The sequence below is a fragment of the Rhodanobacter ginsengisoli genome, from assembly GCF_042657065.1.
Lineage (GTDB): Bacteria > Pseudomonadota > Gammaproteobacteria > Xanthomonadales > Rhodanobacteraceae > Rhodanobacter > Rhodanobacter ginsengisoli.
Genome location: NZ_JBHSNF010000001.1, coordinates 425,230 through 439,464 on the forward strand (window position 1 = coordinate 425,230; position 14,235 = coordinate 439,464).

At 64.2% G+C, this 14,235-nt stretch carries 9 protein-coding genes; 6 read left to right on the forward strand and 3 right to left on the reverse strand.

Annotated features, from left to right (window positions below; translation table 11 throughout):
- The first annotated feature begins 666 nt into the window (after window positions 1–666).
- Window positions 667–2,064, forward strand: coding sequence for an MATE family efflux transporter (locus ACFPPA_RS01700; protein ID WP_377316658.1), 1,398 nt, complete (start codon window positions 667–669; stop codon window positions 2,062–2,064).
- A 22-nt stretch (window positions 2,065–2,086) separates the two neighbouring features.
- Window positions 2,087–3,961, forward strand: coding sequence for a signal peptide peptidase SppA (gene sppA, locus ACFPPA_RS01705; protein ID WP_377316660.1), 1,875 nt, complete (start codon window positions 2,087–2,089; stop codon window positions 3,959–3,961).
- Between the two features lie 56 nt (window positions 3,962–4,017).
- Here sppA and ACFPPA_RS01710 read toward each other — a convergent pair whose 3' ends face one another.
- Window positions 4,018–4,221 (reverse strand): hypothetical protein, encoded by a 204-nt coding sequence (locus ACFPPA_RS01710; RefSeq protein ID WP_377316662.1) that lies wholly within the window; start codon window positions 4,219–4,221, stop codon window positions 4,018–4,020.
- A gap of 122 nt (window positions 4,222–4,343) precedes the next feature.
- Between ACFPPA_RS01710 and ACFPPA_RS01715 the strand changes: the two genes are divergently transcribed.
- Window positions 4,344–5,126: an SDR family oxidoreductase gene (locus ACFPPA_RS01715; RefSeq protein ID WP_377316664.1), complete on the forward strand. Its 783-nt coding sequence runs from the start codon at window positions 4,344–4,346 to the stop codon at window positions 5,124–5,126.
- 87 nt (window positions 5,127–5,213) lie between these two features.
- Here ACFPPA_RS01715 and ACFPPA_RS01720 read toward each other — a convergent pair whose 3' ends face one another.
- Entirely contained in the window at window positions 5,214–6,158 is a 945-nt protein-coding gene (locus ACFPPA_RS01720; protein ID WP_377316666.1) for a DegV family protein, read from the reverse strand.
- 190 nt (window positions 6,159–6,348) lie between these two features.
- Here ACFPPA_RS01720 and ACFPPA_RS01725 point away from each other — a divergent pair, with 190 nt between their 5' ends.
- The 3 genes from ACFPPA_RS01725 to ACFPPA_RS01735 all read left to right on the forward strand — a co-directional run bounded on the left by ACFPPA_RS01725 (window position 6,349) and on the right by ACFPPA_RS01735 (window position 12,531).
- Window positions 6,349–7,140, forward strand: a complete 792-nt coding sequence (locus tag ACFPPA_RS01725; protein ID WP_377316668.1) for an AMP nucleosidase — start codon at window positions 6,349–6,351, stop codon at window positions 7,138–7,140.
- A gap of 505 nt (window positions 7,141–7,645) precedes the next feature.
- Entirely contained in the window at window positions 7,646–10,615 is a 2,970-nt protein-coding gene (locus ACFPPA_RS01730) for a TonB-dependent receptor plug domain-containing protein (protein ID WP_377316670.1), read from the forward strand.
- Window positions 10,616–10,695: 80 nt separating this feature from the next.
- Window positions 10,696–12,531: a tetratricopeptide repeat-containing sulfotransferase family protein gene (locus ACFPPA_RS01735; RefSeq protein ID WP_377316672.1), complete on the forward strand. Its 1,836-nt coding sequence runs from the start codon at window positions 10,696–10,698 to the stop codon at window positions 12,529–12,531.
- A 16-nt stretch (window positions 12,532–12,547) separates the two neighbouring features.
- On the opposite strand, the gene ACFPPA_RS01740 is transcribed toward ACFPPA_RS01735, so the two are convergent.
- Complete coding sequence (locus ACFPPA_RS01740) at window positions 12,548–14,089, reverse strand: tetratricopeptide repeat-containing sulfotransferase family protein (RefSeq protein WP_377319418.1); 1,542 nt, start codon at window positions 14,087–14,089, stop codon at window positions 12,548–12,550.
- Between the last annotated feature and the right edge of the window lie 146 nt (window positions 14,090–14,235).

Sequence of the window (14,235 nt, forward strand, 5' to 3'; positions counted from 1 at the left end):
CTATCTGAGGAGTTGAGGGTAAGTAGCTATCAATCGGAGGTTTTTGCGCTTATCCACAAGAGCTGTGGATAAGTCTGTGGATGTGGCGGGGAAGGAGGGCCTCAAAGCGCGCCGTGGCGCCCTTCACGACAGCATGACCAAGTTTTGGTCAGGCAAAAAAAACGTTTTAATTCAATCTGTTGAAAATGTCGGTAAGCCGACGTTCACATGATTGACAAACGATCTTCACGCACCTTGACAGGCCGGTGACGCTGTGCAAAACCGCCACGGCGGTGCTCGTCGAGCGGGCTTTTGGGAGGGGCTTTCGAGCGTCGGTGGGCCATGCCCGACGAGCCGGAGACGAGCAGGGCAGGGACCAGCAGGCGGATGCGGCAGCAGCCGGCCACCCGATATTTCTACACCGTCGGCGGGCAGCGTTGCCGATCGATCCGTTCATGCCTGATCGGCAGGTAGACCGGGGCCCGGAAGCCCGGGCCGGTTTCCGTCCTGCCCGGCGGCTTGCCGAGCCAGACGCCGCAGCTGGCGCAGTGCGGGCCCTCGGTGGGCCGGCCGCTTCACCAAGATTCCCCACCCGGCGCAGCGGGCGATCTGCACACCGGTCGGGATGCAGGCCAGCCGTGACCTATGGCTCAGGTAGAATGGCCGGCCCTGGAGTCTGCTGTGCCCATGAAAGCTTTCCGTCCCGAGCGCGCCCGTCTGGTGCACGAGATGCGTGCCACCGTGCGTCTCGCCCTGCCGTTGATCGCTGCCCAGCTGGCCGCGATCGGCAGCAATGTGATCGATGCGGTGCTGGCCGGACACGTCAGTGCGCATGTACTCGGTGCCGTGGCCGTGGGTGCCAGCATCTGGTCGCTGGCGATCGTCAGCGGCATCGGCATGATGATGGCGGTGCCGCCGTCGGTAGCGCAGCTCGATGGCGCCGGCCGTCGACACGAGGTGGGCGCGGTGTTCCGCCAGGCGCTGTGGCTGGCACTGGGCATGGGTGTGCTGCTGTGGTTCGCGGTGCGTCATGCGGCGCCGCTGATCGATCTGATCGGCGTGACGCCGAGCTTGCGCCATGACGTGCAGCGCTTCCTGCTGGCGATCAGTTGGGGCGCCCCGGCGTTGACCTGCTATTTCGCGCTGCGCGGATTGTCCGAAGGCCTGTCGCTGACCCGGCCGTCGATGTATTTCAGCCTGGCCGGACTGGTACTGCTGGTGCCGCTGGGCTATGTGCTGATGTTCGGCAAGCTGGGCATCCCGCCGCAGGGCGCGCACGGCTGCGGTGTCGCCACCGCGATCGTCCTGTGGCTGGAAATGCTGTCCTTCGCGGTCTACGTGATCTGTCGGCGCCACTACCGCGGGCTCGGGTTGTTCGATCATTTCGAGTGGCCGGACCTGCGCCGGATCGGCGCGCTGGTGCAGGTCGGCCTGCCGATGGCGGTGAGCCTGCTGGCCGAGGCCGGGCTGTTCGTGGCCACGGCGCTGATCATCGCCACGCTTGGCGAGGATGTGATTGCCAGTCACCAGGTCGCGGTCAACATCGCCTCGCTGTTCTTCATGATCCCGCTCGGACTGGCGATGGCGATTACCGTACGGGTCGGCAACGCGGTGGGGCGCGGCGACGAACGCGGTGTGCGCTATGCCGGCCTCTGCGGCATCGGGCTGACTCTCGTCACGCAACTGTTCTCGGCCACGCTGATGCTGTGCCTGCCGTACTTCATCGCGGTGCTGTACACGCATGACCCCCGGGTGATCACGCTGGCCGCGCAGCTGATCATGCTGGCTGGCCTGTTCCAGTTTTCGGACGGCATCCAGGTCGCCGCCAACGGTGCGTTGCGCGGCCTCAAGGACACCCGCGTGCCGATGGCGATCACCTTGTTCGCCTATTGGGGCATCGGCATGCCGGTGGGCTGGTGGCTCGCGTTCCATCGCGGCATGGGCGCGCGCGGCATGTGGATCGGCCTGATCGCCGGCCTGTCGGTGGCCGCGGTGATGTTGTTCACCCGGTTCTGGCGCAGCGCCTGGAAACAGCGCTGGCGGCCACGTTCGCATGACCACGCCGGTGCGACCGGCTACGCTTGATCCCATGACTCAGGAAACCCGCATGACCCCTCCGCCCCCGCTCCGTCGCCACGGCTTCTGGGCCTTTCTGCGCACGTTCGGGCGTGGCCTCAACATGATCCGGTTGATCATCCTCAACCTGGTGTTCTTCGGCCTGCTTCTTGTGCTGCTGCTGGTGGTTACCGCCGGCGTGGCCGGCAATAGGCTGGATGGCACGCTGCAGAGCGACAGCGTGCTGGTGATCAGGCCGCAGGGCCAGCTGGTCGAGCAGTACAGCATCGAGCCGCTGCAGCGTGCATTGACCGGCCTGTCCGGCGAGGATCCCAAGCAGGTGCAGGTGCGCGACCTGATCGGCGCGATCGACGCGGCGGCGAGCGACAAGCGGATCAGCCGCATCCTGCTGCTTCCCGGCGACCTGCAAGGCGGCGGTTTTGCCGCGTTGCGCGAAGTCGGTGCGGCGCTGGACCGGTTCCGCGCGGCGGGCAAGCCGGTGATCGCGTGGGCGGTGAATCTGGATCAGGGCCAGTATTACCTCGCCGCGCACGCCGACCGTCTGCTGGTCGATCCGCAGGGCGGCGTGATGATCACCGGGCTGGCCAATTACCGCTTGTTCTACAAGGATCTGCTGGACAAGCTCGGCGTCGACGTGCACCTGTTCCGTGTCGGCGAGTTCAAGAGCGCGGCCGAGCCGTACATCCTCGACCACGCCTCGGCCGAAGCCAAGCAGGCCGACAGCTACTGGATGGGCGGCCTGTGGGACAGCTATCTCGCCGAAGTGTCCGCGTTGCGGAAACTCGACCCGGCGACGCTGCGCGACGACATCGACAACCTGCCGCAGCATATCGCCAGCACCCAGGGCGACCTGGCCCAGCTGGCCCTGAACGAGCATCTCATCGACGGCACGGCAACCCGCGCCGAGCTCATCGCGATGATGCGCAAGGAAGGCGTGCCGGCCGACCGCAAGGGACACAGTTTCCGGCAGGTCGATCTGTCGCGTTATGTCGCCAGCCTGCCCAGCGATGGCCATCCGTTCGCGGCCGGGGTGGCGATCGTGGTGGCCGAAGGCGAAATCAGCGCCGGCAAGCAGTCGCCCGGTTCCATCGGCGGCGAATCGACCGCTGCGCTGATCCGCGCCGCGCGCGAGGACCGCAAGACCAGGGCGCTGGTGCTGCGGGTCAACTCCCCCGGCGGCGAAGTGTATGCGGCCGAGCAGATCCGTCGCGAGATCGAGCTGACCCGGGCGGCCGGTATCCCGGTGGTGGTGTCGATGGGCGACGTGGCGGCCAGCGGCGGCTACTGGATCTCGATGAACGCCAACCGCATCTTTGCCGAGCCGAACACCATCACCGGCTCGATCGGCATCTTCGGCATGTATTACTCGGTGCCGCATACCCTGGCGAAGCTCGGCATCCGGAGCGACGGCGTCGGTACCGGACCGATGGCCGGCGCATTCGACATCACCCGTCCGCTGGATCCGCATGTCGGTGCGGTGATCCAGGCGATCATCAACAAGGGCTATCGCGACTTCGTCGGCAACGTGGCCAAGGCCCGCGGCAAGAGCTATGCGGCTATCGATGCGATCGCACAGGGCCGTGTCTGGACCGGGCAGCAGGCGCTCGATCGTGGTCTGGTCGACCAGCTCGGCGGACTGGCCGCCGCCGTCGCCGAAGCGGCCCGGCTGGCCAAGCTGGGCAAGGGTTATCCGGTGCGTTACGAGGAGGCCCCGCTGGGCGGTTTCGAGCGCTTCCTGATCGGCCTCAACCGCAGTGCCAGCGTGCGGGTGATGCAGTCCTGGGGCATTCGCCTGCCGGGCTGGTTCGCCCAGTTGCCCGCGCTGGCGCCGGAACTGCAGCTGCTGCGCGATGCCCGGGCCGGCACGCCGAACATCTACGCCGACTGCCTGTGCCGTCCGCGCTAGGCGCGGACCCGCGGCAGGCGGCGGTGGCCGCCGGAGGGTAAGGCCGCGGGGCAGGGTTACTGCTGCTGCGCCTCGATCTGCTTGCGCTGTTCTTCGGCCTGCTTGTCCACCACTTTCTGCACGTCCCTGGCGCGCTGTTCCTGCGCCTTCATGGCGTCGAACGGGGTGGCGACATCCGCCGCCCTGGCCTTCGGTTCCGGCGGCTTGCCGGAGCAGGCGCCCAGAGCCAGCAGGCAGAGCAGGAGCGGCAACTTGTTCATGGCGTTTCTCGCAATGGATGAGCGCTGGGAGTGTCTCGCCGCGGGTGCGTGCAGGCAAGCATGGTGTCGGCAAGGCGATGTCCGAGCTATGCGTGCCGGGGCCGACGTTTTAAGCTGCGTCCATGAACAGCCGCCTCGATGCCTGGCAACTGCAAGGCCACACCGCCCTGATCACCGGTGCCAGCAAGGGCATCGGTTACGCCGTTGCCAGGGAACTGGCCGCGCTGGGTTGCGACCTCCTGCTGGTGGCGCGCGACGAAGACCACCTCGAGCAGGTCCGGGTGGAATTGACCGATGACTTTCCCGGCGTCGAGATCCTGGCCTTCGGTGCGGATCTGACCGAGGCCGAGGAGCGCCTGGCGGTGTTCGACTGGATCGCGGATCTGGGCGCGCCGGTGTCGCTGCTGATCAACAATGTGGGTGGCAACCTGCCTAGGGCGACGCTCGAATACAGCACGGACGAGGTTAGGGCGATCCTGGAGCAGAACCTGATTTCCGCCTTCGAGATGTGCCGGCTGGCGCACCCCCACCTGGTGCAGCACGCCAATGCGGCGATCGTCAACGTGGGCTCGGTATCGGCAATCACCCATGTGCGCACGGGTTCACCCTACGGCATGAGCAAGGCGGCGCTGCACCAGCTCACCCGCAACCTGGCCGCCGAATGGGCGGTGGATGGCATCCGCGTCAACGCGGTGGCGCCCTGGTATATCCGCACCCAGCGCTCGGAACCGGCGCTGGCGGACGCCGACTACCTGGATGAGGTGCTGGAAAGGACGCCGCTCAAGCGCATCGGCGAGCCCGAGGAGGTGGCGGCGGCGATCGCCTTTCTCAGCCTGCCGGCGGCCAGCTACATCACCGGCCAGGTACTGGCGGTGGACGGCGGATTTCTGAACTACGGTTTCTGAGCGGCACGCCCGGAACGACCCGGTCCGCCTGCCGGTGAGCGCAAAGGCGTGTCGTCTTCCCCTGCCGGGCAAAAGTCCAAGGAGTCCTCAGAATTCGGCGTCGTGTTCCTCGGCGGCCAGACCGAGTGTCACGGCACCCTCGCCGACGTTGACCATGCCGGTGATGCTCATCGGTGCCTCCATCAGTTCGACGCCATGCTCCTCGCAGGCCGCACGCAGTCCGGCATAGCCGGGCAGGTGGGTCAGCACGGCCAGGTCGCCGCCGTAGCTCACGCAGACCAGCGGCACCAGCAGACCGGCACGCACCCGCTGGGCGGCATAGCCGAACAGTGCTTCCGCGCCCTGCTCGAAGCCACGAACCTTGCCGACTGGGCCGGTTTCGCCGCGGAAACAGCGCAGCAGCGGTTTGATGTCCAGTGCCGAGCCAAGCATCGCGCTGAACAGGCTGACGCTGCGGTCGTTCTTTTTCTTGGCGCGGGCACGCAGATAGTAGAGGTCCCGCGGCAGCATGTAGCCATAGCTGTTGTTGGCGATGTAAAGCAGTCGCTCACGGATCGCCGCCGGGGTGTCGCCGGCCGCGATCATCCGGGTCGCCTCGTACACGGCGGGGGCTGCACCGGCAAAGATGTTGCGGGTGTCGATGACCCGCATCATGAAGGGACCGGGGATGGAGGCCGCTTCGCGTGCCTGGCGATAGTTCTTGAGGATCACGAAGCTGGCGCGGTTGACATGCTCGTTGATCGGGCTGCGGGTAGCGGTGATGGTCAGGCAGAACACGCAATCCTGCTCCAGTACCAGTTTGTCGAGGAACAACTTCTGTACCTCTTCCACCGGGCATGGCTCGGTTTCCGCCGAATGGCTGCGGCTGCCGAGCCGAAGATCGATGAACCGCTGAAGCTCAGCCGGCTTGCGATCGTCCAGGAAGACTTGGCCATCCACCTTGACCGTGATCGGCATCACCGCGATGTCGTGCTGCTGCATGAATGCCGGCGAGAGATCGCAGGCCGCATCTATTGCAAGACCTATCCGCATGACTTGATTCCCCCATGGATGGCAGGAGAAACATAGCATGCGGACCGTGACGTGGAAGGAGCGCCAGCGAGGGCCGGATCCACCCGGGAGAAAGCTGGCAGGCCGCCGCGTCCGCCGCCTAAGATGGAAGGACATATCCGACGTCCCGCGCGGGTGTCTTCCCCGGTCACGTGATTCGAGTAGGGTCCTGATGAAAAACAAGCACGAAATCGTCTCCAACTGGTTGCCGCGATATACCGGTACCCCACTGGAGCAGTTCGGCGAGCACATCCTGCTGACCAATTTCGGTCATTACGTGGAGCTGTTCGCGCAATGGCACGGGGTGGAGGTGCAAGGGCGCGACCGGCCGATGCCGAACGCCACCGCGGATGGCATCACCCTGATCAATTTCGGCATGGGCAGCCCCAACGCGGCCACCGTGATGGATCTGCTCGGTGCGATCCAGCCGCAGGCCGCGTTGTTCCTGGGCAAGTGCGGCGGGGTCAAGAAGAAGAACCGGCTCGGCGACCTGGTGCTGCCGATCGCGGCGATTCGCGGTGAAGGCACCAGCAACGACTATCTGCCGCCGGAAGTCCCGGCACTGCCGGCGTTCCAGCTGCAGCGAGCGGTGTCGACGATGATCCGCGACCTGGGCCACGACTACTGGACCGGCACGGTGTACACCACCAACCGCCGCGTGTGGGAACACGACGACGCATTCAAGAGCTATCTGCGGCGTACCCGCTGCATGGCCGTGGATATGGAGACCGCCACGATCTTCGCCGCCGGGTTTGCGAACCGGATTCCCTGCGGTGCGCTGCTGCTGGTGTCCGATCAGCCGATGATTCCGGAAGGCGTGAAGACCGAGGCCAGCGATCGCAACATCACCTCGCAGTTTGTGGAGGCGCATATCCGGATCGGCATCGAGGCGCTCAAGCTGGTGCGTCGCAACGGACGCAGCGTGAAACACCTGCGCTTCGAGGAGGATGGGGAAGCCGAGTGAACCGGTCGCGGGGAATCTTGTATCCGGGATTATGGATACGCGCGCGTATGTTTTGGCGTGCTGGTTGTCGGCTTGCTGAAGTCCGCACGGGCGTATGCCGCGCAGTGCCTCGCACGGGCCGGCATGGTGAGCACTGGGGAAATCCGTATCGGAGCTGTATGGATCGGGAATGAGGTGTCTCGAGCCCCGCGACCTCGGCCGCACTTGTACAAAATATGTTGACAATGCGTTAAGGTGCACGAGACAAGAGGCGGCGAAGGACTGGTGAAGCGTGTGATTTGGGTACTTAAGGACGAAGCGTACCGCGCGCCATCGGGAGCTTGAGCTTGATGGTTCGCGAAGGTTTGCAGCTTGTTCACGTAGCGTTATTTGCCTGTTAGTATCACCCTGGATCAGCAACTCCAGGGTCTGCGGTTCATCGGTCTGGGAGAGTCGGGCCAAGTCGTCAAGCTTTTGGGCAGAACGTTTCTGACCCAAGGTAAATAATTAATCGGAGGGTGTCTTTATGAAACTTGGGGTCAAGAAACTTTCTTCGGCAGTTCGCCTGGCGCTTTCGCTGGGTGCTGTCATCGCGGTGGGTGCCTCGAGCACTGCATTCGCGCAGGATACGAGCAACTCAACGCAGGACACCGCCAGCACCAAGCAGGCGCAGACACTGCAGACGGTCGTGGTTACCGGTTCGCACATTCGTCGTGTGGATCTGGAAACGTCCAACCCGGTCGTCACGATCGACGCCGCCGCCATCAAGGCAACCGGCAAGCTGACCCTCGGTGACGTGCTGCAGTCGCTGCCGGCAGTGACGGGCGGCAACATCAACCCGCAGGTCAACAACAGCGGCGGCACCGGCGGTTCTTCGGTCGGCCTGCGCGGCCTGGGTTCCCAGCGGACCCTGCTGCTGATCAACGGCAAGCGCATCATCAACCAGGATCCGAACTCGATCCCGGCCGACATGATCGAGCGCGTCGAAGTGCTGACCGACGGTGCCTCGTCGGTGTACGGCTCCGATGCGATCGGCGGCGTGGTCAACTTCATCCTGAAGAAGGATTATCAGGGCGCCCAGGTTTCGGTGAACTACGGTGAATCCGACCACAACGACGGTGCCTCGCGTGGTGCCCAGTTCACGTTCGGCCAGACCTCGGACAAGGGCAGCATCGTTGCCGGCATCGACTACAACAAGTCCGACGCCATCCTGGCCTCGAACCGCAAGTTCTCCCAGAACTCGGTGTCGCTCTATGGCACCAAGAGCACCCCGGTTCACAGCTTTATCGGTGGTTCGACCTTCATCGCGCACGGTCGCGTCCAGCTGCCGGCCGCTCTGCAGGCCAGCCTGGGTTGCAAGTACGGCGTGGCCAATACCGGCGCCAGCGGTCAGAACCCGGCGACCGATTACCATTGCTTCACCAATGCCGACAAGTACAACTACGCCAGCGTCAATCTGATCCAGACCCCGCAGGAACGTACCAGCCTGTTCGTCAACGGCACCTATAACCTGGGTGAGCACGTCACGGCGTACATGGATGCATACCACAACAAGACCACGTCGGGCTTCCAGCTCGCGCCGGCCCTGTACGGTACCGCCTACGGTGCGATGATCTCGAAGGACAGCTACTACAACCCGTTTGGTCAGGATTTCGTACCAGGTGGCAATGATTTCCGCGTGCGCCTGGTCTCGGCCGGCAATCGCAGCGCCAACTACGGCACCTCGACCGATCAGGTTCATGCCGGACTGAAGGGTGACTTCACCATCCTCGACCAGGCCTGGAACTGGGATGCGGGAATGAGCTATGGCCATTTCTCGCAGGATCTGATTACCCGCGGCCTGCCGAACACGGCCAAGCTCAATGCCGATCTCGGTCCGTCCCATCTCGATCCGGCCACCGGCCAGGTGGTCTGCGATTCGGGCGCTGCCGGTTGCACCCCGTTCAACCCGTTCAACATGTTTGACCCGAAGTCGGTCGCTGCCTTGCAGGCCGCCGCCGTTCCCGCGATCAGCAACCGCCACCGGATCGAGAAGGTCTACTCGGTTGATGTCAACGGTGGCCTGTTCGACCTGCCGGCCGGTACCGTGCAGCTCGCTGCCGGCGCCGACTATCGCAAGGAATACACCAACAGCACGGTCGACCCGTTGCTGTTGATCGATCCGGTCAGCCTGAACTGCACGCTGGGTAGCCAGTGCGCGTCGCCGCTGCAGGGCGGCTACACCGCGAAGGAAGCCTACGCCGAGGTATTCGTGCCGATCCTGAAGGATCTGCCGGGCGTGCAGAGCCTGAACGTCACTATCGGTGACCGTTATTCCAAGTTCAACCTGTTCGGTACCAACAACAGCAAGAAGTTCGCGGTGGAATATCGCCCGATCAACGACCTGCTGCTGCGTGCCACCGTGTCGGACGTGTTCCGCGCCCCGACCGTGCTCGACAAGTTCGGTGCAGCGACGAGCGATGCGCCCAAGCTCAGCAACGATCCCTGCAACGGCATCACCACCGCCGGCAACCCGGCTTGCGTGGGCGTGCCGACCGACGGCACCTTCACCAATACCGATGTGGCGGCCGGCCAGCAGATCAAGGGTGTGGCATCCGGTGCCTCGTACGCGGGCATTCCGATCGGGCCGGAGAAGGGCAAGTCCTTCGACTGGGGCTTCGTCTACTCGCCGAGCTACGCTCCGGGCCTGTCCGCCAGCGTGGACATGTGGAAGATCTACCTGAACGACACCATCACCACCATTGGTGCGCAGACGGTACTCAACCTGTGCTACGCCGGTGAAACCACGTACTGCCCGCTGATCAAGCGTTTCCCGGCCGGCAACGTCAATGCCGGACAGATCGACAACATCATCGAGCCGACCGGCAACCTCGGCCGTACCGATGCGGGCGGCGTGGATCTGTCCCTGCGCTACAAGCTGCCGCAGTTCTCCTTCGGCAACTTCACGATCGGTGTGGACGCGACCTACCTGTCGCGTTGGGACCAGCAGACGGCGCCGGGCAGCGATGCCAACGCGGTCTATCATGATGCCGGTCACTTCATGCCGTTCGGTTCGGCACAGGCTGCAGCCTGCCCCAGCGGCGGTGGCGTCTGCCTGTTCCCGCGCTGGCGTGGGCAGGGTTTCCTGAACTGGAACCTGGGCAACTGGGACGCTTCCTGGCGCATGCGTTACATCGGCCGTTTCCAGAACGGTTCGAAGAGCCCGAGCCAGGATACGTTCCCGGGTGGCGTGTGCTACTACGAGGGCAAGCCCGCGGGTAACCACTGCAACGCGACCGGTTTGGTCTTCAAGTACGGCGCCACGGTCTACAACGACGTATCGGTCGGCTACAACATCGAGCCGTACAACACCCGCGTCGACTTCGGCGTGAACAACCTGTTCGACAAGCAGCCGCCGTTCCTGTACGCGAACAACACGCTGAATGCGAACACCGATCCGAGCGACTTCGACCTCATTGGCCGCTACTTCTGGGCTCGCGTGACGGTCAAGTTCTGATCGAGTAACCTGCTGCAATAGTTGTATGTTGACGAGCCGCGCGAATCACTTCGCGCGGCTCCTTTTTTTTCAAGATGGCCATGACGACACAAGCGAAACAAAGAATTCTCGAGGCGTTCCAGATCGGCCAACTGGCCGAGGCGGAACAACTCGCCCGGTCCCAGCTGGAGCAGCAGGGGGGAGATGAAGATCTGCTGTTCTTGCTGGCTCTGAGCCTGCAGCAGCAGCAGAAGTTCCAGGAAGCCCTGCCGGTATACGCGGAACTGGCGCGACTGTTTCCGGAAAACAGCCTGCATGTGGGCAACCATGCCACCGCCTTGCGGGATGCCGGTGCCCTGGACGAGGCCGAAGAGGCGTATCGTGTTTCGCTGCGGCTGGACCCGGCGAATACCGAGCAACTACTCAACCTGGGCATGCTGCAGTTGCAACAGCATCGTTTCATCGAAGCGCGCGACACCTTGCTGGATGCCTTCGCAATCGAGCCGGATGTTCCGTCGATCCGGATCCACGCGGCGCGGGCCTGTGCGGCCTGCAGGGATGATCAACGCGTAGACGAATTGCTCAAGCCGTGGCGTAGCTGGCTGCCGCTGGAGCCGGACGAGCAGTTCGAGCTGGCCATGCTGCAGCTGATGCTGGGCGATGCCAATTCGGTGCAGGCGCTGCTCGAGGATCTGCTGATGCGGATGCCGTCGCACCTGCAGGCACAACTGCAGTTGGCGAGCGTGTACGAGAGGGTCAATCAGCTGGATCTGGCCGAAGCCAGGTTGCAGGAGATCGAAGCCGGGCAGCGCGAGCACGAGTCCGACGACACGGTGCGCCGCGAAATCGCGCACCAGCGGGCTACGCTCGCGGTGCGCCGGGGTGATATGGCAGCCGGAAGGGCCTTGCTGGAGCTTGCCGGACCGCGGACTCCGGGCGACTACACCCACTACTTCATCCTGGCAGGTGTGTGCGACAAGCTCGGCGATCTCCCGGGCGCACTGCGGGCGCTGGAGTCGGCACACGCATTGCAGGCAGAGGAAATGCGTGCGGTCGTGCCTGATCGTTACGCACCGGACGCCCCCATCATTCCGACCGCGGTAGGCCGGGTGACGGCACAGGATTTCCGCGCATGGCCGACACTCAGCGCCCCCGACGCGTCGCACTCCCCCGTCTTCATCGTCGGGTTCCCCCGTTCCGGAACCACCTTGCTGGAACAGATGCTGGATGCTCATCCAAAGCTGCAGTCGATGGACGAGCGGCCGTTCTTCAACGTCCTGGTCGATCGTCTGGACGACCATGAATTCCAGTTTCCACGGGACATGTACAAGCTCGACCAGCGCGACTGCGACGAGCTGCGCAAGGCCTACGTGAGCATGGTGTGCACCAAGGTTCCGCGCCGGTGGGACACGCAACTGGTGGACAAGAATCCACTCAACATGTTGTGGCTGCCGATGATTCATCGACTCTTTCCGGAGGCGAAGATCATCCTGGCGTTGCGGCACCCATGCGACGTGTTGCTCAGCAATTACATGCAGAATTTCCGTTCGACCGTGCTGGCGATGGCCTGCGAATCGCTGCCCCAGCTGGCAAGGGCCTACGTCACCGCGATGGAATGCTGGCTCGATCATGTCGAGGTGTTCAAGCCCAACGTCTTCATTTCGCGGTACGAGGAGTTGGTCGCCGATACGGTCGGACAGACCCGCAAGATCGCCGAGTTCATCGGCCTTGAAGATGCCTCGGCCATGTTGAATTTCGATCAGCATGCACGCGACAAGGGATACATCGCCACACCGAGTTATGCCCAGGTGATCGTGCCGGTGAACCGCAAGGGGCTCAATCGATGGGTGCGCTATCGGGAGGCGTTGGCGCCGGCGCTGCCCATCTTGCAGCCCATGCTCGATCACTGGGGCTATTCGGTGGATGCGCCCGTTTGATGCCTGGGGGAATCGTTCAGTTGTCCGGAATCTGCAGCAACTCGGGCACGTACGCGGCGTAATTCTTCCATCGGCGAAGCGATCGCGCGTTGATCGGCTGCCGGGCCTGCCACAGGCTGGCGGTGCTGATGATGGAGCCGCTATCCGCGTTGCCTGAAAGCAGGTCATGCGGTGGCAGCTCCAGCCAGTCCGCCACGCTGCGCAACAGGCTTGCCGGGTCCGCTACCAGCTGTTCGTACTCGACCGTGCGGATGGCATCGGGATAGCGCGTCAGCCAATGTTTCATCAGCCGGCGCGAGCCGTGGATCACCGCGCCGATGTCGGTGAAATCATAGGCAAAATCCTGCGTTCCAGCCTGAAACGACTGCATCCACAGTGAAAGCGCATTGTCACGCGCATGGCGCCTGCAATAGAGGAAGCGGGCATTCGGAAATAGCGCCAGGATCAGGTCGACGTGCATGAAGTTGTGCGGCTGCTTGTCGAGCATCCAGCGCGCACTGGAATCGTCCTGGCGCAGTTGGGCTGCATAGGTCACGGCCGCCCGCTGGAGGCGCTCGCGATATTCGCCGCTGCCGGTGATGACCTGCTCGGCGAGCACGGGGAGCCAGGGCAGTTCGCCGCGCTGGCAGACCTCGGGATGTCGGGCCAGCCGCTCGGCCAGCACGGTGGTGCCGGAGCGGGGCAAGCCGATGATGAACAGGGGCGTCCAGTCCATGGGCGCAGCGAGCTGTTCGGCCGGGAGGGTGCGGCTGAGTCTCGCCTCGATGCTCCGCCGCCAGCGCTTGCGGGGCCAGCGGGTGGCGGCATGGACGATGGTGTTTGCCTGGCGCAGGTAGCCGGTGGCCTGGGCATAGTCGCCGATGTCATCGTGGGCCTTGCCCAGTCCGAACAGCAGTGAGGCTCGTGCCTGGTCGCTGAGGTCGGGCAGCAGAAGGTATCGGCGCAATCGGGCGAAGTCGGGGTGACTGCCGTCGGCGTAACGCTGCAGGCCGGTGAGGCCCAGCGGGACGTGCCATTCCAGGCCGGCCAGGTCGTGATCGAGTACGTATTCCTGCCGCTTGCGGGCCAGCTCGAACTGACCCAGCTGGGTCAGCAGCATGCCCGCATAGGCATGCAGGCGGGGATCGCCGGACCCGGCGGCGATTTCGTGTTCGCATAACGCCGCCGCCTCGCGCTTGCGACCGCAGTCGTCGAGCAGTTCGACAGCACGGATGACCAGGTCGGCATCATGCCGCTCGCGCTGAAAGCCGGCGCGAACCACCGATGCAACGGCATGCATGCGTCCCTGCTCCTTCAGCAGTCGTGCCAATTGGAAGGTCGCCGCGACGCAGTCCGGGTCATCATCGAGTACGCCGCGCAGCAAGGATTCCGCGCGTTCGCTCGATCCCTGTTGAAACACGATGCCGGCCAGCGCCAGTCGTACTTCGGGGGACGCGGGGAATTGCGCCAACGCAGCGTCCAGAACGGCCAGCGTAGCCTCGCTATCCCCGCGAAGAATCAGCATCTGGGCACATTCCAGCCAGACTGGCTCCGGTGCGCCGGTGAGGGCATCAGTCAACGCCCGGTGCGTGCGGATGCCGGCGGAGCATTGGCGATCGTACTCAGCCAGGGCGAGGTCGGTCCTGCTGGGACCGCCGGAAGCGCTTTCGGTGGAATGATTCATTGGAAAGCGACCTTACGATGCACGGACTCAGGTGTCGAACT